Here is a 22,233-nt window from a genome sequence, read left to right on the forward strand (position 1 = left end):
AGCCGCAAAAGGCGAATTCTCCGTCTGGCCCATGCTCCTTGCCCAACTGCGCGCAAATGGACAACACGTCAGGCTCGTCAAAGGAAGGTGAGGAATGAGGCGGCGGATGATATTGTTGAAAGGCGCGATAAATCTTCAAAAATGGAGCCTTGCAGAAAATGCCACGCGATATAATATGACTATTGGTAGTCATATAGGAGTGGTCATAGTGAAAGAGGCGCAATTAAAAGACGTGAAGGCAACTTTCTCGGCAATTGTTGATCGGGCCGTTGCAGGGGAACCGACTGTTGTTACGCGCCACGGACGCAAGGAAGCCGTGGTTCTCTCCTTTGAAGAATATGAAAGGCTCTCCAAGGTTCCCAGCTTCGGTGAACTTCTAGCAGCGTTTCCGGGAGAGACGGGTGACGTTCCCGAACGCAGTCAGAAGCCATCGCGATCCTATAGTCCGGAGTTCTGAGCTTGTTCCTGCTTGATACAAACATCGTATCTGCGACATCACCGGTTGCCGCCGCTCAAAGCACACGCCCTCCAATTCTTGGTTGGCTGGAGTTGCATGGCTCCGAAATTTATCTTTCGTCGGTGACAATTGCTGAAATCTGGCATGGCATTCATCGTGCCGAGCGGATTGAGGCGGTCACCAAGGCCAAAAGGCTGCGCAATTGGGTGACCTTGATCGAGAATTTGTATGGAAGCAGAATTCTCCCATTTGGCATCAAAGAAGCTTACGCAGCGGGTGCCATTCTTGATCGTGCTCGAGCGTATGAGCCCGGTTTTGCAGACGTTGCCGTTGCAGCTACAGCGGATGCCAATGGCTTAACAGTGTTAACCGCCAACGAAAAGCATTTTGATCCAATGGGCGTGAAATGGTGGAATCCATTAAAAGAACTACCGTCGTCGGCATAAAGTGTCGAGGGAGTGACAGCTTTTGAATATGTGTCGATACAATTCGATTTCATCGACACATTATCTTAGTCATAAACGGTTTTGTACAAACACATAAGTTATTGGAAAACGAACGTTTGAAAATGCCGATAAGGGGAAAACGGCGGTAAGAAGGCTAGGTGGAGAGGGCAGGGGAGGCCTAAAACGTCGAAAAAATGCAGGAAAATCAAGCAGATCGGCCCTCAGCACGGGCACAGAGCGCAATCTCCCTCATAAGACAGCGCAGCAAGCAAGTAATGCTTGGCTGAGGGGTTATGTTAGTCCGTAATGAGGAAGCTATTATTGTAATAATTGCGTGATAAGTGAAGTTATCTAATAAAAACAACGCAAAGTGATCTGCATTTGCTGCGCTTTCGTGATCAATCGCTAATGACAATGAATGACCAAGATGGGGCTGCGAAGACTGCCGTGATTCATCACAGCCATTTTCATCGGCTCGCCTTCCTATTTCAGCAGTCCGTTCAAGTGCTTGAATGCCGCCTCAAAGCGATCCTTGGTTTCGTCTAACACGTTCCGTCACAAGGTGGCCAGATTGTCCGTGAAGTAGCACGCCGGTCGCCTCCTTGGGTTCAAGCACCCGCCTTGATTAAGGTCGGCGTCACTGAAAATGCCGACATAACAGCAGTACACCTAATTCTTGCCAATCTGCCGCTGAACACGCGCTGATATTAGACCGCCCGCCACCCCGCAGTTTTCTCGTGGCGTTCGGTGCATGTGGAGTTCTGGACTTTGAACTCAGGGTTTTGTCCGGCCGATCGAAGATAGGATGAATGCAATTAACGACCTCAATGCCCGAATTTTTGAAGCGTTAGCTAAAGCAGGCATACACATAGCCAACCCGCAGGTCGGTGTGCACGTTGACGGCGTAATCGCCATGCAACCTCTACCGGTTATATCCTGATGTAGTTTCGAATCTGATTATTGCAATCAACGAAAATGACTGGAGCTTATCGGGCATGAACAGATGTGATTGGCGCAGTCTAATTCCACTTACACTACTTTTGATTGCTTCCTGATTATCCTAGAAAGAGTGGTGATTTTTCGGAATTGACGGGACAATGCTTCGACCGGGCTGATGCAAAATTCAGGAGCACCCGGCGCAGCGATGGCTGGCTGATTGTCGAACACTAGGCCAACTGCAGGTGGAGGTCGGCTAACCAAGCGAGCCTTTCGGTTTTCCGGGGATTGGCTTATGAGGCTCCTCCCTGTGATCCAACTTTGCCATTCGCCTGATTAAATCTGAGCACATTGGATGAAGTGGCGTCATCGCGCGCAAAGGCTTCACGCAGCTGACGGGTCGCATCGTCAAATGATACCGCGGCATCGTGAATATAGCCTCCCGTGCCCAAAAAAGAATGTGGGAGGCTGGGGTAACGTTTGCAGAATGCGTCGATCCCGGCTGCCTCCAGCCTGCGGGCATATTCCTCCCCTTCGTCGCGTAAGGGATCAAAGCCCGCGATCAGAATTGCCGCCGGGGCCAGTCCTGTTACATCGCCGAGTATGGGGGATGCTCTTGGATCGAGACTATCGGATATTCTGGGCAGATATAGTTCGGTGAACCACTCCATATGAATTCTTTCAAGACCAAAGCCACGCTCAAAGAGCGTATAGGATGGTCTCTGCCTGCTCATGTCGACCCATGGTATCCACAGCAACTGGAAACATGGCTTGTTAACATCATCTTTTGTTTGCTGGGCGACAACGGCGGCCAGATTACCGCCGGCACTGTCGCCGCCAACGGCTACGCGTGTTACGTCCACACCCAATTCACCTGCGCGGATCGTAACCTGCCGGAATGCCGCCACGCCGTCATCAATAGCGGCCGGAAATGGATGCTCGGGCGCCAGCCGGTAATCAATGGAGATGACCAGGCAGTTGGCATCCAGAGCTATTTGGCGGCAATGCATGTCATGGGAATCGAGTGATCCCGCCACGTATCCGCCACCATGATGGTAAACCAGCGCCGCAGCCGGTTCACGCATGTTGCGCGGCCGGTAACTTCGTGCCGGTATGGCCCCGGCCGGTCCGGCAAGTTCCAATGATGCGATGGTGATATTTGAAGTTGCAGGATGGGCAAGCAAACCGCCCATTGCTTCCAATTCCTGTCTCGCCATTTGGACAGTTGGAGGTTCGTCCTTCCGCTTGAACAGATGCAAGAGGAACTGGACCTGAAGGTCGAGTGTCTGTCCATCGCGGATAATCGCGGGGCCACATATGGCCCGCATGAGCCATTTGGGAGAACGTATAAATGCCCGGACTATTTTTGCTTCCAAGCGGCCGCGCAGGGTCGTCGATGTCATAGCTCCATCCTCCTTCTCAAGTCGCGATCACCAAATAATTTCCCGGGCAATTTCGGTCATGGATGGATGTGTTGCATCATGCTGCTTTCATGGCGTTGGCATCCCTTGTGAACGTGCGCGCAGCTACGAACATGGCAATAGCTGTTATGAACAGAGCGACGGGAATGACAAACATTGCCGCATGGAGACCGTCTGCCTTAAACTCTTCGGTCATTTGTGATGCGCCAGCCGCCAGCATGGCGGTGGCTGAGAAGTGATCGGAAAGTAATCCAACGACAATCGGTCCGAAGGCTCCTCCCAGCAGATAAAGTGCCGCGAAGAAAACAGCCACGGCGGTTGCGCGCAGGCGCGGTTCCACAACATCCTGAATGGCCGGATAGACGCAGGTGTAATAATTGTATTGAAGCAGCCAACCAAAGCTGAACACTGCCGTAAACAACGCAATCTGGGTGCCGCCGAGCGTCAGGGCATAAGCTGTTACACCTGCCGATACCAGCAGGCCGAATGCCCCGAACAATAGTCGGCCTCGTTCGGAGCGCTGATGCATCTTGTCGGCAATCCATCCGCCAAATGTCAGGCCAATCAAGCCGGTGACACCTACGATCACCCCAGTGGTTATGGCTGCCTTTTCAAGTGGAAGGCCAAAATAGCGCTGTAACAAAGGAACCATAAAGAAGTTGGTGGAATAGGCCGCGACATTTGCTGCAATTCCCGCAAGCGTGAGCCACCACATGGTTGGGATGCTGAGCACTTTGCGTATGGGGCGCGTGACAGTCGTTTGCGCAATTTGCTGTTCTTCGGCTGCGCCGCGCCGTGGCTCCTTGATGAAAAAGATGAGAACTGCAAGGACAATGCCTGGAACCATGGCAAGGAAGAAAGGCGCCCGCCAGGAGCCGAAAGCGCGTACCACAGCGCCGGTGGTGAAGAAGGCGAGTATCAGTCCCAGCGGCAGTCCCAGCATGAATATCCCGAGAGCTCGAGAGCGTCTGTTCGACGGAAACAGATCTCCGATCAGTGCGCTTGCTGCCGGAGAATAGCTTGCTTCGCCAATTCCCACGCCAATACGCACAACGAGATAGGAAGAAAAATTCCAGACCAATCCGTTCAAGCCCGTGAAAGCGCTCCAGATAATGAGACCCCAGCCCATGATCTTCTTGCGCGAGCCCGTATCTGCAAGTCGTCCCATCGGCAGCCCGGCGATGGCGTAGACGACCGTAAAGGCTGAAGCGACAAGACCAAGCTGAAAATCTGTCAGCCCCCATTCGTGCCGGATCGGCTCATTAAGGATGGCCGGAATGGCACGATCAAAGAAGTTGAACAGATTGGCCAGAAAGAGCAGGCAGAGCACTCTCCATGCGTTACTGGCTTGTTTCCCCTCATTCATGTCAATCTCCCCCAGTGTGACATATTAGTACACTCCAAACATGATATATAATCATGTTTTTAGTCAAGAGGAAATGGCGACTAGTCTTTCAGCATTATGGATGACGCAAAGTTGAGAGTGTGCTGGAGACTTGAGGCCATGTGTTTAAAAACTGCACTTAGACCGGTCGCAACGAGTTTCTTGCCAGTTCACGATGACTTGCATAGCCAGACAGAGCGAGCGTCAAATCGAGTTCGGCCAAAAAGCAACGCAGCACGTGTTCAACGCCGGATTGTCCCCTGAGTGCGAGCCCGTAAAGCACTGGACGACCTAACAGGACTACTTGAGCTCCGAGAGCCAGGGCCTTGGTTACGTCAACGCCTGTGCGCGTGCCGGAATCGAACAATACTGTAAGCTTGTCCCCAACGGTTTCGGCAATCAGAGGCAAGGCATCCAGCGCTGCAACAGCACCGTCAATCTGTCGCCCGCCGTGGTTCGACACCACGATTCCATCCATCCCATGTTCGGCAGCCAGTATGGCATCGGCAGGAGAAACAATTCCCTTCAGAACGATCGGACCATCCCAATGTTTTCTCAGGAAGGGCAGATCCGACCAACTCAAACCCGGATTGGGAAACATCTTTACCCAATGAAGAGCTGCTGCCACTGGGTCTTCCGCAGCGGGTTTGCCCAGTCCGGAAAGAAATGCCGGATCGGTGAGCCAGTTGGCAAGCCCCTTATTGTGCAGGAATGGTAAAAATCCGCGATCAAGATCGGCAGGCCGCCATCCCATAAGAACAGTATCAAGGGTAAGAACAAGTGTGGAAAAACCGCTTGCCTTGGCGCGCTTCAGAAAGCTGATACAAACAGCCTCGTTGGTTGGCCAATAGAGCTGAAACCATCGCGGTCCAGATCCGTTTGCATCCGCAACTTCTTCAAAGGAATGCGCAGCTTGCGTCGAGTGAATGTAGGGAATCCCAAGCGTCGCTGCTGCACGCGCTGTTGCGAGCTCCCCATCGGGATGAGCCAGAGTCTGGATACCCATTGGCGCAATCATCAAGGGAGCCGGCATTTGCGTTCCGAGGAGGCTGCAAGACAAATCTCTTTGGGGGCTTCCGCGCAGCATGCGAGGCTCGATGTGCCATTTCTCGAATGCGGCTCTGTTCGCTTTTGCAGTTGCGCCACTCCCAGCACTTGGCAAGACGTAGCCAAGTGCGTCTTGTGATAAATGTTGCTTCGCGCTGTCCTCAAGATCGGCCAGATTGGTGGTGATGTCAGGAACTTTATTTCCGAACATGCCCTCCTGATAGATATCATTCTGGTATTCGGAAAAATTTCGCCGAGGTGTTGTTTTGCTCATCCAGATATTCCTCCCTCCTACATGACCGGTGATGGACCTGCTACTGGCGCGACAACTTCAGGCTTTTGCAGATCAGTCCACCAAGCGCGCAGCCCTTCAGGGACATCTCATTGCCACTCACAGTTGCTTTGCCGTCATAGGTTTTCCCCTCCTTGAAGCTGATGACTTTGCCGGTATAGGCGCTACCGGTTCCGGCCATTGTACCAACGGATTTTCCCTTGTCGGGACCGCTTGCGACGGTGCCGCAGAATGCGGTCTGATTGCACGAAACGTATTGGATGATTGTTCCATCATCCATTTTCCACGACCCGACAATTGGCTCGCTGGCGAGAGCCGGGGTTGCGGTCATCAAAAGTGCAGCGATCATTGATGAATATTTTAGTTTCATTTTATTCCCCTTTTTGTTTGTAAGCTCATGCTGTGGCGCCTACCCATGGCGGGTAGGGGCCAGCAATCGTCTCTTTAGAATTTGATGCTGAGATCAGCCTTGATGGAGTGATCATTCATGTGATCAGCGATCTGGCCGCGGTATGAAATGCCAAGCGAAGTGTTACGGCTCAGGTTGAAATCCAGACCTGCCTCAAGTGCCAACGCATCCTTTGCGATGGGCAGACCTTCGACGGAGAATGGAGTGCCGCCAGCAAATGCGAGTTTGGCTTCCGGCGTCGTGTCGCCCATGGCATGCTGCCACGCGACCATAGCCTTGGCGGTCATCGTCGTCGTATCGCCGAGGTGGAACTGGCGGGAGGCGCGAAGACCAAGCGTGGAGGTGGTGGCCTCTGTCGAACCGCTGAAGCCCGACAGCGCAGTGGCGCCACCAGTCTCCGTGAAGCTGTCAGTCTTCAACCGGGTATAGGCAAGTCCGGCAAATGGTTCGAACGAAGCAACGGAGGTTTTGATTTCGTAACCCGTTTCGCCGAATATCTGCAAGCTGTTGGCATCGTAGCTGGCATTGGTTGAGTCTGCGATGCCGCCAAAGGTCACCGACCGATCAGTGTCGATTTGATGATGCGCATAGGTGCCGCCAAAGCGCAGACCAAGTGCATCCCATTGCGTGCCGCCATAGATACCAACCTGATAGCTATCGACCGAGGCGGATGAACCGGCTCCGTTCATCGAGGAATTGGCGTAGCCCGCCAGAATGCCGAGCCGCCAGTTATCAGCAACGATGCCATCAATACCGGTTACAAACCCACCGATTGAACGGTTGCGTTCGATGGCATTGCCACTGCTGTCGACGTGGTTCCATGAACCGTATGCTTGACCCCACATTGCTATGGTTGCTGCACCTGACTTGTCGGTGTTGCCGGAAGCGGGACCTGCGTTGACCGAAATGCCATCAAAGGCCTCTCGCACCCTGTTGGTTGCAGCATCACGGAAGCGATTGTCCTCAAGGAGCATGCCTCTCAGGGAAGCATGCACGTCGCCGGAAAGGGCTGTCAGAGCTATGGGCAAATTGTCGTTGATCGTTGAGGCAGCCACCTCATTATAGAGTGCGATGGCCGGTTTCTTGGTATCCCCATTCCCGTTGCCTACTGTGGATGGCGCGTCTGCCAACTGTTTTCCGGTCATTGTCTGTTGAGTGACCGCAGCTTGTGGCTGTTGGGTTTGCGCCGTATTATTGGCCGGGTCCTTCGCTGGGTTATCGCCAGTGACCGATGTTGGAGCGGTATTGGCTTCCGGTGCCGCCACCATCATGGATTGGATGCTTGCGGCGGCCATTTTCTGGTTTGCCGTTGTGCCTGCTGAGGCAAAGGACGTCCCGTTGCGTGCGAGGGTGAGGATCACATCATCAGGGTTGTAGTTAAGGTGCGCGCCGTAAAATCTGTAATACGGCGTGGCATTATCAAACCTGCCATTGACGCCTTCGTTGGCGGTCAGGATGACATAGCTCTTGCCTGCAAGGGTTTTCACCTGACCTTCAGTCAAAAGGGAGGTGCTGTTTTCAGGGCGGACATAGACCGTGCCACCATTGAGTGTAGCTGTACCTGTCACTGTCAGCTTGTCGCTGCGTCCGTCGCCTGCAACTTCAATGGCAAGGCCACTACCCTTGTCAAAGGATGCGTCGTCATTAACAGTCAATTTGCCGATGGCATTGCCCGGTGAAACCAGACCACCGCTCTTGGCTGACAAACCACCGATCGTACCCGTACCGCCGATGATGCCGCCATTATTCACCGTCACCTTCGATGCGAGCGAGCCATTCACAGACAGCATGCCCTTGTTGACGATGGTATCGCCGGTATAGGAGCTGGCGCCTGTCAGGACCGTTCGGCCGGAACCATTCTGTTCGACGCTGCCTTTACCGGAAATAACACCATCAAAAACATAGGTGTTGGAGCGATCGAACTGCAGCAGCGCCCTGTCTCCCATCTCAACATTGCCGATGATGGAGCCGGTTGTTCCGCCATTGCCGATGCGCAAGCCGCCATCTCTGATAAAAGTACCGCCAGTGTAGGTGTTCTCACCGGTTACGGTAAGGGTGCCGCCATTGAGCTTGTAGAGGGCGGCATCGCCGGTCAGATAACCGGCAAGGGTTCGTGCATCATCCGGGAAAAAGTAATGCCGCACCGTGCTGAAGAGATTGCTTGGCGAAACGGTGTAAAAGCCGGCAAGATCAGGATTAAGCCAATACTGTTTGATATAATTGGCAAGATAGGCATGCATGCGCGTTGTCGGGTGAACATCATCCCAAAAGAGATAAGCGTTCTGTGCCTCAGAACCGCGCTCGAGTTTGAAACAGTCGGTATAATAGCAGCCTTGCGTAACGTTCGTGAAACCGAAATCGGAACCATACTTTACGGCCGTATCAACGAGAGGCCCGATCTTGGGCGCGAATATCGTGGCATCCGGATGCGAAGCCTGAAACTCACTGATAGCTGCGGCTATGCGCCTATTGAAGATGTCTGTCGTTTCATTGCCCGCCGCTATTGTCTGTCCATTTGCATTAAAGCGAGGCGTAGATCCGAAGTTTGGTAAGTCGGGGATGAGAAACTTGCGACCGCCAGCTGCGTAGAGCTTGTTCAGACTCTTGAGCGCTTCCTGCTTTGACGTATCCGCAGATGCTTCAGTCAGTGCGCCTTTGCCGACAACCTCAAATCCATCATTGGCACCGGCCCAGAATGTCACAAGGTCATTCTTGTCGATGGAATTGGTGGCATATCCCGTCGCCTTCAGGAAAGCGTCTACTTGGGCGCCGGGGGTAGGAATCACTCGGCCCTCTATCCCGTCGGGAGTGAGATATTTCGCGCCGGCCACCGCGTAGTTTATGCTTTTTCCGCCATTGGGCCCTGTCGCACCATAATTCCCCGCGACAGCCCAACCCGTAAAGCCGAGTGCTGCTGCCGCAACGCCGCCAAATGAAACAGTCACTCCTCTGTCCTGATTTGGGACCAGATATTCATCCCAGACAGATCCATTGCTTATCCGTCCGTCAGTCGCGTGCTTGGCTATTTCGAGGAACGCACCGATGATCGCCCCCGATAAGCCGTTAGTCGCGTCCTTGAGCCCGCCATTGTCGGACAGGCTATCCCCGAAAATGATAGATCGGCGAAACGGAAAGTCGCCTGATTGGACCGGCTGAGCCCATGAAGGGGCCGCCAAAACAAGGGTTAGCGCGACCGAAGTCAGGGAACGTGTGATGCTGTTTCGAACAATGCTCATTGAATAAAGGTTCCCATTTGAGTTTGAAACCTCGCATCGTCCGTTCCACGATTTTTTGCTCTTGAAACGATGTGAGGTCGTTGAATTGCTTCAGGCCGATCGGGATAATTCCGAGGCGCTGTCATGCATTCTGCTCACTGCTTCGTCGCGCAGCTGGCGGCGTAAGACCTTCCCCACGTTGGATAATGGCAAGTCTGTGCAGAACTGAATGTATTTCGGCCGCTTATAGCCGGTGAGGCTGCGGGCGCAGAAGGATCTGAGCTCTTCTTCAGTAAGTGTCGGATCGCTGCGAACGGCAAAGAGGACGACGGCTTCACTTGAGCGTTCGTCTGGTATCCCAACGGCGGCACAATCCCTTATGGCTGGGTGGAGCACTGCCACACTCTCGATTTCGCTTGGAAAGACATTGAACCCCGACACCAGGATCATATCTTTCTTCCTGTCGACGATCTTGATGTAACCTTGCTCGTCCATCGAGCCGATATCACCGGATTTGAAGAATCCATCGGCTGTCATTGCTGCTTTGGTTTCATCAGGGCGGTTAAAGTAGCCGGCCATTACTTGCGGACTTCTGATCGCAATTTCACCGGTTTTGCCGAAGGCCACATCGTCGCCATTGTCATCGATCAGCCTGATATCGGTATTTGGAAAAGGCAGGCCGATCGTGTCGGTAAAGCGCTGGCTATCCGCCAGGTTGCAGACAATGGCGCATGAAGTCTCCGACAGGCCATACCCTTCGGTGATCGAGCAACCGGTAATCTCCAGCCATTTCCGGGCCACTGCCCGGTCGGCTGCCATTCCCCCTGCTATGGATAGTTGCAGGTTTGTGAAATCCACTTCAGCAAAATTGGGGTCATTGGTCAGAGCTTTGAAGAATGTATTCACACCCGGGATGCAATGGACTTTATGTCGGGCGATTTCCTTGACCACGACCGGGATATCCCGAGCATTGGGAATAAGGACGTTCAAACTGCCCCATCGCATTGCGAGCATTCCACACATAATGAATGCAAAAATGTGGTAAAGAGGCAGGGCGCAGAGAACAGCTCTCTGTTCTGAATTCTCCTCCTTGGTAAAGCCAACATCAAGCCACACATCATGGATCAGGACACTCGCAATAATCGCGCGGTGCTGAAGGACGGCACCTTTCGAAACCCCAGTTGTTCCGCCCGTATATTGCAGAACAGCGATGTCATCAGGTTCGATCTGCGGTTTGACGAGAGTCCCAAGATGCCCGATTGCTATAGCCTTGTTGAAGCGAACCGTATTGGGCAATCCGGAATGCTCGGCAAGCTGATTGGTATCCTCGGCGCTGGAAGATTCTAACAGGTCTCCCTGTCCCGCAAGCACAACGTTTTTGATCGCCGTCTTCTTGACGATATGCTCGAGCGTCGCTGCAAACTGTTCGAGAATGATGATGGTATTGGCGCCCGAATCCCTTAGCTGATGCTCAAGTTCTCGCGTTGTATAGAGTGGGTTGACGTTTACGATGATAAAGCCAGCCCGCAGGATTGCAGCGGTCGCTATCGGATATTGCAGCACATTGGGCAACATGACCGCGACACGATCCCCATGTCGCAAACCCAGCGCCTGCAAATATATAGCAAGGTCAAGCGAGAGGCGGTCGACATCGTTATAGGTCAATGTCTTGTCGGCCAATACATATGCCTGTTTGCCGCGATGCTTTTCAAAGCCTTCTTCAAGCAATTCAACGACAGACGAATATTGGTGGATATCGACTTCGGCAGGCACTCCGGCCGGATAGTGCTTGGTCCAGATGCGATCCATTTCCCTCACTCCCAATTGTTCCCGGTTTGGCAAGTTCAGTTGCAACGGGGCATTTGCTGCTCGGCTCAAAGGCCTTTGCCCGCATTTTTTCTTGCGGGTAGGCATTGCGGGACGCTTCTCTTCAAAAAAGTCTATGCATTAGGCCTTCCCCGGCATCACGCGTGGATCGAGCCTCGTGTGGGTGAGTGATTGGATGCGGGGGAAGTTTGTGCAGCCTGCGCGACGCCGATTGCACAATGCAATGTCGAAAAAACTGAAGCGCCCGGGCCGGGTTGCGATGAACGCGGCACCCAATCTGACTGCTTGCATGTCAAGTCCTCCATAATATGACATGTAATCATATTTAGAAAATGATACACATTCATGTTTTAAGTCAAGCGAAAATCTTACAACGGCAAACAACGGATCGCTGGTCGTGATGGCCGCCGGGAGAGGAGAACACTCAGTTCGAGTGGCTCAAAGATTTTCGCTTGACTTAAAATATGAATATGTATCAGATTATGAATCTGACAATATATCATATTTAATCGGCTGTCTTTTCATGCTGTGTGATTGGATGCCACGCCGGGCAGATCGGGAGAGATTGCATGAGCTCTGCAAGTACACAGGAATTGCTTCAAACATCCGGAACAGACAACACGGATACGATCCAAACTGCCGTCACAGGCAATCGGATGACGCCTATTGCTGATGCAACAGAAACAGCGGCGATGGTTCGACGGGGCGATATCACCGCGCTTGAAGCGGTTGATGCAGCCATCGCTCGTGCTGAAGCATTGCAACCAAAATTGAACTTTATGGTCTCATCCTGTTTTGATCAGGCCCGCGATCGGGCAAAAAATGCAGATCTGACAGGCCCATTTGCCGGCGTTCCCTATCTCATCAAAGACATGGTCGATTTTGCCGGGCAAGCAACCCGTATGGGTTCCAATGCCACGAGAAATTTTCCGCCAGCAAAAGCATCCATCCCCTATGTTCAGGCAGTCGAGAGTTTGGGCGTAGTGGTGATCGGGAAAACAACGCTTGGTGAGTTCGGTCTCCTCCCGACCACTGAACCCCTGGCGTTTGGCCCAACCCGCAATCCCTGGAATACGAATGTAAGTACATCTGGCTCGTCCGGAGGCGCTGGCGCAGCTGTTGCTGCCGGGATTGTGCCTTTCGCGGATGGAAGTGATGGCGGTGGTTCTATTCGCAATCCCGCATCTGCATGCGGGTTGTTTGGCCTAAAGCCGAGCCAAGGACGGCTTGTGGGGCCGACGCCTGTCTCCGGTCCAATCGCGATTACCGTCAAACATTGCCTGACACGAAGCGTCCGGGATTCGGCCACCATGTTTGCTGCAACCGAAAGAACAGGGGACGACGCGGTTTTCTCGCCTATCGGCAAAATAGAAGGTCCGGCAAACCGGCGGCTCAAGATTGGTTTTGTCAATGGAGGCATCACCGGCAACAAGGCACATCCTGAAGTTCAACGGGGCATGGATGACACCTGTCATCTGTTGCAGGAACTGGGACATCATGTTGAAGAAACGAGCTGGGCGATCGATGGTGAAGTTCTGACCAGAGACTTCATCGACTGTTACGCCAAAGCAGTCGCAGAGGGGACGGAGATGTTCCGCCAGCTTACAGGAGTCGAACCCAACACCACGATGTTTGAAACGACGACGTTGGGTTTACGTGAGATGGGGCTTAAGCTGACTGCCGACGACATAGCAGCGCTTCTCGAGCGTCGACAGGCCAATATAATGATCTATGAGGCCTGGCTGAAACAATTTGATCTTATCCTATCGCCTGTTTTCCTGACGCCGCCAATCCCCTTGGGTGAAATAACGGGTGATCTTTCGGCTGACGAAGCTTTAGAGCGGTGCACGCATTTTATGAACGGCGCGTATCTTCAAAATTATATCGGAGCACCTGCCGCGAGTATTCCCTTGCATTGGACAGAGGATAATCTGCCTGTTGGCATGCAATTTGCCACTGGTATGGGCGAGGAACGAACATTGTTTGAACTTGCCTTTGAGCTCGAGGCAGCAAAGCCGTGGGCGCATCGCCGCCCGCCGGTCTTTGCCTGAGTATCATGCGAATAATCCTGCGTGGTGACGGTTGCGGCAAGCAATCAAGTCGCCACGTGGTACCGCGTAGTCGACCACTCGAGCCGCATCGTTCCAGCCAATCGACTTAACAATCCGGCAAACAAGTCTTCGATATTTCCGGGCTTGACACAAATGTGATTACATATCATAAATTTAAACATGATTGGTAATCATGTTATTGAAAGTTGAGTTCTTACTTGGGTCCGAAATGGGCGGATACCGACGAAGGGTCAAAACATGGAAGCAGTCGTTGGGACCAGTGCGACCCAACGTTATCGCCAAATCCAGACAAGCTGGGCGATGAAATAACAGGACGGTCTTTAGGAGAGGCCAACACAATTTGAAATGCATTCCTGCGCAGTTCCCTTCATGCCCGGATGGTCTCGAGGGAGCTGCAGCTAAAAAAAAAAGGGGGATTTCGTAATGCATGCAGTAACACAAGATAATTCCAAGCTCCGTAAAGCAGCGTCGCCGCTAAGTGTCGGCCTTCTCGGTTCGCTCATGCTGCTGGGCCTTGGTTCCATGGCGTTGGCGCAGTCGAAATCGGATCCGGTTGAGCCTGAGCCTGTCGAATATGTACGCGTCTGTGACGCCTACGGTGCTGGCTTTTTCTATATTCCGGGAACGGAAACCTGCCTGAAGGTCGATGGCTATATCCGAATCCTTCACGGCTTTGGTGAAGATCCGGGCACAGGTACTGAATTGAAAACCTGGTATGTCAGGAATCAGACCAAGCTTCGCTTTGACGCCCGCACCGAAACGGAATTGGGAACACTGCGCTCCTTCATTGAACCGGAGTTCAACTATACCAACGGCGACAACATATTTAAGCAGCTCACGGCCTACATTGAGCTGGGCGGCTTTCGCATTGGTGTAGCAGACGAAATCTTTGGAACGTGGACCGGGGACGCCGGAGGCGTGGTGATTGATGACGTTATCAACTACCAGTCGGGATATTCGAACCAGATCAGCTACACCTACGACAGTGGCAAGGGCTTCTCGGCGATGATCGGCGCGGAGCAGGGTTCAGGCTCATATGATCGGATTGTGGGGATCAATCCCCTGACAGGTGCTCCGGTTATCGATAGCACGCCCTACGAGATCGATGGTTATACCCCCCATATTCTTGGCGGTCTGAAGTACAAGCAGGAATGGGGTGGTATTTCCGCTGTTGCTGGGTACGATTCCAAACAGGAAGAATGGGCTGCCAAAGTTCGTCTGGATCTGAAGTTCAACCAGATCGTGTCGGCATTCGTGATGGTTGGTTATCAGAGTGATGGCGACACAACCAAATTCGGCCCGACCTTCTTCAAAAAACCGAACTGGTTCGCGCAATGGAATGGAGATTATGCGGTCTGGGGAGGGGTCTCCTCATTCATCTCGACCAAAGCGATGGTCAATTTGCAGGTCGCCTACGAATCTGCCGGAACCACGTCGGCTTCCCTGAACCTGCTCTATCGGCCTGTTCCCAATCTGACGGTCGGTCCTGAATTTGTCTATACGTCATATGGCGACAGCAATCGCGGGTTTGGCAAAGACCACTCCTTTGGCGGCCTGCTCGGCATTCAGATGGACTTTTGATCATCGACGTTATGATCGCATGCTCCGGAGTTAAGACTCCAGAGCCACAGAATTTCAGTCCAGTTATACGATGCGTAATTTTGCAATGAACGTTGACCTCCATACTGGGGGTGCGGCGTATGCGGCGATGAAATTTTCAGTTCCAAGAGCGGGTACAATTATGACACAGATAGAAAACGCCATTTCTGGTCCGGGGGTAAGCAACGGGGCAGCGCCCATGACCGCACTCTCGGAACCGGTTAAGACCGTATCCAAACGGTTCATCAGCACATTGACATTGGCGCATCTTGGCCTTTTCACCAGTCTGTTCGGTACGATGGCTGTATTGTTGCCTCAACAGATTGAAGCGATCGCTCCGGGCCAAAAGGAATCCATGCTCGCGCTGGTTTCAGGGCTGGGAGCGTTGGCTTCGGTCTTTGCAAACCCCTTGGTTGGAGCATTTTCTGACAGAACGACATCGCGCTATGGCAGACGTCATCTATGGACAGTCGGATGCGCGGTAATCGGCGCTTTGGCTCTGGCATCTCTGGGTTTGGCCACGGCAATTTGGCAACTCATTATGGCCTGGTGCGTTGCCGCTGCCTGCCTCAATGGCATGCTTGCATCACTGGGGGCGGAAATTCCTGATCATGTACCCGTAAAGCAACGAGCCATTGTTGGAGCCTTTGTTGGAGGCTCTCCGCCTATGGGCACGATCATCGGCGCATTGGTAGCAGCATTTTTCATATCTGCGGTGTCGTCTGCCTACTATTCCTTCGCGTTCATCCTCGTGTTGTCTGCCATATCTTTCGTCATTTCATCCCGTGATCCGATTCTGCCAAAATCATCTCTACGCCCTTTCAATGTGATGGAATTTATTGGCGGTTTCTGGATCAGCCCCAAAAAGTACCCCGATTTTGCCTGGGCTTGGATAACGCGTTTTCTCATGCAACTCGGTGCTGCAATGTTCACATTGTATTTGTTGTATTTTCTGCGAGACAAATTGCACTATGAACTTCTTTTCCCGGGGAAACGCTCGGAAGATGGTCTGGTGTTGCTGGTGGTCATCTACACCTTATGCACGGTGATCTCAGGCGTTACGTGTGGTTGGCTGTCCGACCGCAGTGGCAGGCGAAAAGCTTTCGTCATCCTGGGCGGACTCATTAAGGCAACAGGTATACTTCTGTTTGCCATGGTACCCAATTCATGGCCATTGATTATGGTTTCTGCCGGTGTCGTTGGTTTGGGGTTTGGCTGCTACATAGCCGTGGATCAGGCCATGATTACACAAGTGTTGCCATCAGCTGGAGACAGGGGCAAAGATCTCGGCGTGATCAACTTTGCCATCGCCGGCCCCTATGCTTTAGCCCCGGTGATTGCCGGCCTTCTTGTTACGCAATTTGGTTATGGAACCCTCTATACGATTGCCGCAGCAATCGTCGGACTAAGCGCAATACTGGTGAACAAAATCCGCAGCGTCCGATAGCGTGATGCTGTCTGAATAGGTGCATATCCGACAAGCAGGCTTTCCGTAGCCAATTATTTTAATGGTCGCGCTCCAAACAGGGGCGCGGTCGCTGCTGCCCTGTAAACCGGTGCCCTGTCCATAAATCGCGCCGTGTTTTTGGCGCGCTAACAAAGCTGCACCTTTCCCGTGCCGTCCGGCAAGATTGGAGCCGAATTCCAAGATTTTCGGCTTGTTTGCCATCAGATTGCCTTACGAAAACGTGGTTTCGTTACCCGTTTTTCATGAAATGTTTCATGTAGATGCGAACGAGGAGCTTGTAGTCGTCGAGCACACGCTTTGCCTCGTTGTCATCGACCCCCAGTGACAGCCGTGCAACGCTGCTGTTGAGATGCGCGATCATAAACACAGCGCGATCAAACATTTCAGATTGTTCGGGCTGAACGATACCGACACATGCCTTGGCAATGATTTCGGCGTTGTCTCTGCTATCGGCGATATCAATGTGGTGTAACGTTTTGTCTGCTACAACGGCATTCAGCAAATCCTGAATTGCAGGGTTGTTGCGTACCCGCTCGTAGTACCGATCGAGAAGATCATAAATGATATTCATCATATCATCGAAATTCTTGAAATCCCGAACCGCGTTCAAAATTGTTTCGCGCGTTTCTACGGCATAATTCTGATAAAGCGATGCCAGTATCGCCGATTTGTTCGGAAAATATTGATAGAGCGTCGAGATCGGGCTGCCGATCTTCGTTGCAATTTCCTTCATCGTAACAGCGTCAATGCCCTTCTCGCCGATGAGCGTGAAGGTCGCCTCGAGGATGGCGTCAACGCGCTGCTTGCTACGCTTTTGCTGCGGCCGGCGACGGGTTTCGCTATCGAGAAGATCATCGTCTGCCTGCTCTGGAAATGGCACTATGACTTGCTCTCTTGGCATGATGATTTTTGTCCTTGACTCTAAATCTGAATGTGTATCATGTTTAAATATGATTACATGTCATATTGGGGAAAACGAGGCATGAATGCAAGGGGAATAAATTTTGTTATCGCCACATTATTATTAGGCGCCTCTGTAGCGCAAGCCGGTGGTTTTGCCCACCGCAACGCAGATATTGATATTCTCTATGGGGCCAAGCATGGCCCGATGAATGCGTCACTGATTAACGACTGGGGTTATGCCTTCCAAGCCTCCTACAAAACAAAATGGTGATGGCGATGCAATTGCAATCTCGAGAGAACCTGTCCATGCGCACAATGACGAAGAGCTGGCCGCTTCCAGATGCCACCGAAACTGCTGCCATGATCCGGCGCAGGGATATCACGGCTCTTGAGGCCGTCGATGAGGCAATTGTCCGCGCGGAAGCGCTGCAGCCAGCTTTGAATTTCATGGTGATGCCGCTGTTTGAGCAGGCGCGCGAACGGGCCAAATTAACCAGCCTCATCGGCCCTTTTGCGGGCGTGCCTTACCTCATAAAGGACATGTACGATGTAAAGGGTGCGCCAACACGGTGGGGCTCCCGTTTTACAAGCCGGTTGCCCGTGGCTGCGAAGAGCAGCCAACAGGTGCAGGCACTGGAAGCGGCTGGTCTGATTTTGATCGGCAAGTCTTCTCTCGGCGAGATGGGGTTTTTGCCGACAACGGAGCCCGTCGGTTTCGGCCCGACAAACAATCCATGGGATATTACGCGCAGTCCGGGTGGCTCGTCAGGTGGCGCGGCCGCAGCGGTGGCAGCAGGAATCTTGCCAATGGCGGATGCGGCCGATGGCGGAGGGTCAATCAGAATTCCGGCATCGGCCTGTGGGCTGTTCGGTTTAAAGCCCTCGCGTCACCGTTTGATTGGCCAACAGACGCCCGCGGGTGGTGTGGTGGTAACCTCTGAACACTGCGTGTCGCGCACGGTTCGAGATTCCGCCGCTCTGTTCGCTTCCATGGAGCGCACCGGTCAGGCAGGTTCAATGCCATTTGTTGGCCCCGTCACGGGTCCGTCGAAGCGTCGTCTGCGGATCGGCTATGTCTTTCATGATTATAACGGTCGCGCGCCGGATGCTGAAGTGCTAACCGGTCTCGAGAAGACGATCAAACTGCTTCAGGAACTGGGGCACATCGTTGAGCCTACACAACGGCCGTTTGACAGCGCCGCGTTGCTCGTGAGTTTTTCCCACCTGTTTATGATGGGAGCACAGCAGGCTGTTGGTATGGCGCGGGCGTCGCTTGCCCCCAAACCATTGGGAATGCTGTCGCTTGCCCTGCAGCTAAGCGGATTGGTTCCTGGGGGGATCGGGCCTATGCCAGATACCACCATGATCGAAGAATTCACTTTGGCGTTAAGTCGGATTGCAGCGGACTTTCCGCGAGGCGAAACCGGACGCATAAAGAAAGAGATCATAAGGGCCGAAGCTCAATATGACCAATGGTATGAGAGCTTTGACGTAATCTTTTCTCCCGTATTGCGTACGCCTCCGGTCAAGACCGGGCACATTGTAGGTAACTTGCCATTCGAGGTCCTTTGGGAGCGGCTGCTGGATTACGCAATGTATACGGAGATCGATAATATGCTTGGCACACCAGCCATGAGCGTTCCGCTTCATTGGACTGCAGCTGGCCTTCCGGTCGGCATGCATTTTGCAGCCCGCAAAGGTGATGAGCGGACATTGTTTGAGCTTGCCTATGAACTCGAAGATGCCCGGCCGTGGGCTCTTCGAGCACCGCCCGTCAATGCCTTCAGGCAGGGGGTAGGTGGTTCATGATGAGTAACCAATTTCACCTCACGACTACCAGTTATTTTACACCTGCATAGGCCGGAACGCCGCCGCATATCGGCCGCTTCCGGCGGCTGAAGTGAAAAGTGTTCGTCGTTCGTTTGTTAAACTCAGTGGAGGAAAGCATGCCAAATAATGTTGATGTTTCAGTTCGCAATTCGATTTCCGATGAGGAATGGGAAGTTCGCGTCAATCTTGCCGCAACCTATCGTGCCGTTGCAATCTATGGGTGGGATGATCTTATTTTCACCCATATTTCAGCACGCGTGCCGGGTCCCGAACATCACTTCCTCATCAATCCTTACGGGTTGATGTTTGAGGAGATTACAGCTGGCAGTCTGGTCAAAGTGGATATGGACGGGAATCCTGTTACGAAATCCGCATTCCCGGTCAATCCGGCCGGGTTCACCATTCATTCGGCGGTGCATGAGGTTCGTGAAGATGCCGGATGTGTTATCCACCTGCACACACCTGACGGCACGGCAGTTTCAACCTATGAGGGCCGCCTCCTACCTCTCAATCAAACAGCGCAGCTCATCCTTGGTGATCTCGCATATCACGACTACGAGGGTGTCGCTTTGGATCATGATGAGCGACCGCGTATTCAGAACGATCTGGGCAGTAAAAACCTGATGTTGTTGCATAATCATGGAACTTTGGCAGTCGGGCGCACGGCCGCTGAAGCATTCACCCGAATGTATTATCTGGAGCGCGCGTGCACGATGCAGGTACGGACGCTCATGCAGGGCGGCGCACAGCATGCAACGGAAGAACCGGTGATCGAAAGCAACGCCGAGCTCGGTAAATCAGAGGGCTTTGCGAAACTTGCCAATCAACTTGTATGGCCAGCAATATTGCGAAAGCTGGATCGCGTGAACCCGGGTTTCCGGCAGTAGCAGATGAAAGCCGGTGTTGAACCAATCAACACCGGCTTCATTTTTTCAGGAACTGGATGATCGGTTTCTAATACGGGCCGTAGGTTTGTTGCCTCGGCTTCCGTCGTCGTTCTGCTGTCCCTGTCCATTCTTCGCATCTTCCGTCGTTTGAAAACATCACTTGACTCAAAACATGATTAAGTATCATATAATAACCTGATCATATATCATATTGAACCAGTGTGGTTTCGACTGGTCGTTACGAAGGCGGGGAGAACAAGGTGAGGAAGGCAGTATTAAGTGCCGTTGGCACGGAGAGGATCGAGGGCTGGGCAGACGAACTCGAGATCAAGCTGACGGAGCTTGATCGCAGGAAGGATGCCTGGGCTGGTACGTCTGTTTCTGTTCGGATTGCCATTCTGGAAGAGATCAAGACGCATCTTCTCGGTGTTGCTGAGGATTGGGTCAAAACTGCCTGCCGAAAAAAGGGGATACCCGAAGGATCGCCTCTTGAAGGCGAAGAGTGGCTCGGTGGGCCTTATGCCCTTATGTCGGCCTGCAACCAGTTCATCCGCACGCTTTCACAACTCAACGGCAAAACGTTCCTCAAAAATATTCCCTTGCGTGATCTGCCAAATGGCCAGATTGCGGCGCGCGTGCTTCCCCACACCAAATGGGATCATCTGCTTCTCTCCGGTGTGAAGGCCGAAGTCTGGATGCAGAAGGGCGTTACGAAATCCAACCTCTCCCAGCACACGGCATCCAGCTACGATTCACCGCGCGTGTTTCGTACCGGTGCAATCTCGCTTATTCTCGGAGCAGGCAATGTTGCGGCCATAGCGCCATTGGATTGTTTCCAAAAGCTCTTTGTCGAGCATCAGGTCGTCATTTTGAAGATGAATCCCGTCAACGATTATCTGATGGAGTTCCTGATACCTGCCCTGCGTCCGCTGATCGAATTTGGAGCGCTGCGGATAGTCAGGGGAGGGACCGAAGTTGGATCGTATCTTTGTAATCATCGATTAGTCGAAGAGATCCATATCACCGGATCTGAAGCATCGCATGATGCAATCGTCTGGGGCTTAGGCGACGAGGGAAAACGCAACAGGGCGAATGGCACACCGAAGAACAGGAAGCGCATTACATCCGAGCTTGGAGCGGTATGTCCGACGATCGTTGTGCCCGGCCCTTGGACGGCGGCTGATATCGCCTTTCAAGCTGAAAATATCGCGACCCAGAAGCTGCAAAATTCAGGGTTTAATTGTGTCGCATGCCAGATGCTGATCCTGCCGGAAAGCTGGGAAAAGTCGGACGAGTTGGTCAAGGCAGTCGAAACAGTTATGGCCACAGCTCCCGGACGGCCCGCATATTATCCCGGCGCCGAGAAACGCATGGCTGATTTCGCCGGACATGCTGAGGCGAGCCTCGATTTTGAGCGGCCGAATTCACCCGCCTGTGTCGTCGTTCCCTTTGTTCAGGGGCAGGATGATTATCTGGAGAAGACGGAAGTTTTCGCTCCGGCAATGAGTGTTCTTCGGTTGGCGGGCAACGATGCGGAGGCATATCTCAGGTCAGCCATTGAGTATGCGAATGAGAAGCTGCATGGCACGCTCGGTGCGAACATCCTCATTCACCCCCGTACAATCAAGGCGATTGGCCGTGATCGTTTCGATGCCCTGATTGCCGAACTGCGCTATGGAGGCATAGCCATCAACGCCTGGTCAGCACTCGGGTTTCTGCTCGTGCAGACCCCATGGGGTGCATTTCCGGGGCATACGCCCGATGACATCCAGAGCGGCAGCGGTTTTGTACATAACAGCTTCATGTTCGATAAGCCGGAGCGCACGGTTGTCGAAGCGCCGTTTCGACCGCATCCGCGCAATCTCCTGAGCTTTGATCTGTCGCTGCTGCCGCGGCCACCGTGGTTCATCACCAATCGCAAGGCGCGGGTTCTCGGCAAGCTGCTGACCGCATTTGAATACAGGCCAAGTTTCGTCAAGCTTCCACGCATTTTTTTGAACGCGCTGCGTGGCTAGTGGTGAGGACATACCAAAGAGCATG

The 22,233-nt window shown here is 52.9% G+C and carries 16 protein-coding genes; 9 read left to right on the forward strand and 7 right to left on the reverse strand.

Features of this window, described 5'->3' with window-relative positions:
• Positions 1-208: 208 nt before the first annotated feature.
• Both BLU05_RS20380 and BLU05_RS20385 read left to right on the forward strand, forming a co-directional pair.
• On the forward strand, positions 209-457 hold the full coding sequence (locus BLU05_RS20380) for a type II toxin-antitoxin system Phd/YefM family antitoxin (protein WP_091884490.1): 249 nt from the start codon (positions 209-211) through the stop codon (positions 455-457).
• Between the two features lie 2 nt (positions 458-459).
• Positions 460-903, forward strand: coding sequence for a PIN domain-containing protein (locus BLU05_RS20385; RefSeq protein WP_091884132.1), 444 nt, complete (start codon positions 460-462; stop codon positions 901-903).
• 1,229 nt (positions 904-2,132) lie between these two features.
• On the opposite strand, the gene BLU05_RS20390 is transcribed toward BLU05_RS20385, so the two are convergent.
• The 6 genes from BLU05_RS20390 to BLU05_RS20415 form a co-directional block, all read right to left on the reverse strand.
• On the reverse strand, positions 2,133-3,242 hold the full coding sequence (locus tag BLU05_RS20390; protein ID WP_091884135.1) for an alpha/beta hydrolase: 1,110 nt from the start codon (positions 3,240-3,242) through the stop codon (positions 2,133-2,135).
• A 76-nt stretch (positions 3,243-3,318) separates the two neighbouring features.
• The gene (locus BLU05_RS20395) at positions 3,319-4,626 is read right to left on the reverse strand and encodes a spinster family MFS transporter (RefSeq protein ID WP_091884137.1); all 1,308 of its coding nucleotides are present in this window, start codon (positions 4,624-4,626) and stop codon (positions 3,319-3,321) included.
• 157 nt (positions 4,627-4,783) lie between these two features.
• Positions 4,784-5,965, reverse strand: coding sequence for an alpha-hydroxy-acid oxidizing protein (locus BLU05_RS20400; protein ID WP_091884140.1), 1,182 nt, complete (start codon positions 5,963-5,965; stop codon positions 4,784-4,786).
• Between the two features lie 40 nt (positions 5,966-6,005).
• Positions 6,006-6,353, reverse strand: a complete 348-nt coding sequence (locus BLU05_RS20405) for a DUF2147 domain-containing protein (protein WP_091884143.1) — start codon at positions 6,351-6,353, stop codon at positions 6,006-6,008.
• Between the two features lie 74 nt (positions 6,354-6,427).
• Positions 6,428-9,628 (reverse strand): autotransporter domain-containing protein, encoded by a 3,201-nt coding sequence (locus BLU05_RS20410; protein WP_091884145.1) that lies wholly within the window; start codon positions 9,626-9,628, stop codon positions 6,428-6,430.
• A 90-nt stretch (positions 9,629-9,718) separates the two neighbouring features.
• The gene (locus BLU05_RS20415) at positions 9,719-11,416 is read right to left on the reverse strand and encodes an AMP-binding protein (protein WP_091884148.1); all 1,698 of its coding nucleotides are present in this window, start codon (positions 11,414-11,416) and stop codon (positions 9,719-9,721) included.
• 587 nt (positions 11,417-12,003) lie between these two features.
• Here BLU05_RS20415 and BLU05_RS20420 point away from each other — a divergent pair.
• The 3 genes from BLU05_RS20420 (at position 12,004) to BLU05_RS20430 (ending at position 16,552) form a co-directional block, all read left to right on the forward strand.
• Entirely contained in the window at positions 12,004-13,485 is a 1,482-nt protein-coding gene (locus tag BLU05_RS20420; RefSeq protein ID WP_210184624.1) for an amidase family protein, read from the forward strand.
• Positions 13,486-13,929: 444 nt separating this feature from the next.
• Entirely contained in the window at positions 13,930-15,087 is a 1,158-nt protein-coding gene (locus BLU05_RS20425) for a porin (RefSeq protein ID WP_091884151.1), read from the forward strand.
• A gap of 70 nt (positions 15,088-15,157) precedes the next feature.
• A complete protein-coding gene (locus BLU05_RS20430; protein WP_091884153.1) occupies positions 15,158-16,552 on the forward strand; it encodes an MFS transporter in 1,395 nt (464 codons plus the stop codon).
• A 250-nt stretch (positions 16,553-16,802) separates the two neighbouring features.
• Here BLU05_RS20430 and BLU05_RS20440 read toward each other — a convergent pair whose 3' ends face one another.
• A complete protein-coding gene (locus BLU05_RS20440; RefSeq protein WP_091884158.1) occupies positions 16,803-17,474 on the reverse strand; it encodes a TetR/AcrR family transcriptional regulator in 672 nt (223 codons plus the stop codon).
• A 39-nt stretch (positions 17,475-17,513) separates the two neighbouring features.
• On the opposite strand from BLU05_RS20440, the gene BLU05_RS20445 reads away from it, so the two are divergent.
• From BLU05_RS20445 to BLU05_RS20460, 4 genes are all read left to right on the forward strand, one after another.
• Positions 17,514-17,747: a hypothetical protein gene (locus BLU05_RS20445; RefSeq protein WP_139210500.1), complete on the forward strand. Its 234-nt coding sequence runs from the start codon at positions 17,514-17,516 to the stop codon at positions 17,745-17,747.
• Positions 17,748-17,782: 35 nt separating this feature from the next.
• Entirely contained in the window at positions 17,783-19,285 is a 1,503-nt protein-coding gene (locus tag BLU05_RS20450; protein ID WP_210184625.1) for an amidase family protein, read from the forward strand.
• A gap of 137 nt (positions 19,286-19,422) precedes the next feature.
• A complete protein-coding gene (locus BLU05_RS20455) occupies positions 19,423-20,193 on the forward strand; it encodes a class II aldolase/adducin family protein (RefSeq protein ID WP_091884163.1) in 771 nt (256 codons plus the stop codon).
• A 260-nt stretch (positions 20,194-20,453) separates the two neighbouring features.
• A complete protein-coding gene (locus BLU05_RS20460; protein WP_210184626.1) occupies positions 20,454-22,208 on the forward strand; it encodes an aldehyde dehydrogenase family protein in 1,755 nt (584 codons plus the stop codon).
• Positions 22,209-22,233 lie beyond the last annotated feature (25 nt).

Origin of the sequence: Phyllobacterium sp. OV277 (assembly GCF_900104355.1) — a bacterium.
GTDB lineage: Bacteria > Pseudomonadota > Alphaproteobacteria > Rhizobiales > Rhizobiaceae > Phyllobacterium.

Bases quoted from the DNA above. Each gene is read 5' to 3' on its own strand.
- BLU05_RS20390 (WP_091884135.1), bottom strand. From the start codon at position 3,242: ATGACATCGACGACCCTGCGCGGCCGCTTGGAAGCAAAAATAGTCCGG.
- BLU05_RS20395 (WP_091884137.1), bottom strand. From the start codon at position 4,626: ATGAATGAGGGGAAACAAGCCAGTAACGCATGGAGAGTGCTCTGCCTG.
- BLU05_RS20400 (WP_091884140.1), bottom strand. From the start codon at position 5,965: ATGAGCAAAACAACACCTCGGCGAAATTTTTCCGAATACCAGAATGAT.
- BLU05_RS20405 (WP_091884143.1), bottom strand. From the start codon at position 6,353: ATGAAACTAAAATATTCATCAATGATCGCTGCACTTTTGATGACCGCA.
- BLU05_RS20410 (WP_091884145.1), bottom strand. From the start codon at position 9,628: ATGAGCATTGTTCGAAACAGCATCACACGTTCCCTGACTTCGGTCGCG.
- BLU05_RS20415 (WP_091884148.1), bottom strand. From the start codon at position 11,416: ATGGATCGCATCTGGACCAAGCACTATCCGGCCGGAGTGCCTGCCGAA.
- BLU05_RS20420 (WP_210184624.1), top strand. From the start codon at position 12,004: ATGAGCTCTGCAAGTACACAGGAATTGCTTCAAACATCCGGAACAGAC.
- BLU05_RS20425 (WP_091884151.1), top strand. From the start codon at position 13,930: ATGCATGCAGTAACACAAGATAATTCCAAGCTCCGTAAAGCAGCGTCG.
- BLU05_RS20430 (WP_091884153.1), top strand. From the start codon at position 15,158: ATGCGTAATTTTGCAATGAACGTTGACCTCCATACTGGGGGTGCGGCG.
- BLU05_RS20440 (WP_091884158.1), bottom strand. From the start codon at position 17,474: ATGCCAAGAGAGCAAGTCATAGTGCCATTTCCAGAGCAGGCAGACGAT.
- BLU05_RS20445 (WP_139210500.1), top strand. From the start codon at position 17,514: ATGTTTAAATATGATTACATGTCATATTGGGGAAAACGAGGCATGAAT.
- BLU05_RS20450 (WP_210184625.1), top strand. From the start codon at position 17,783: ATGCGCACAATGACGAAGAGCTGGCCGCTTCCAGATGCCACCGAAACT.
- BLU05_RS20455 (WP_091884163.1), top strand. From the start codon at position 19,423: ATGCCAAATAATGTTGATGTTTCAGTTCGCAATTCGATTTCCGATGAG.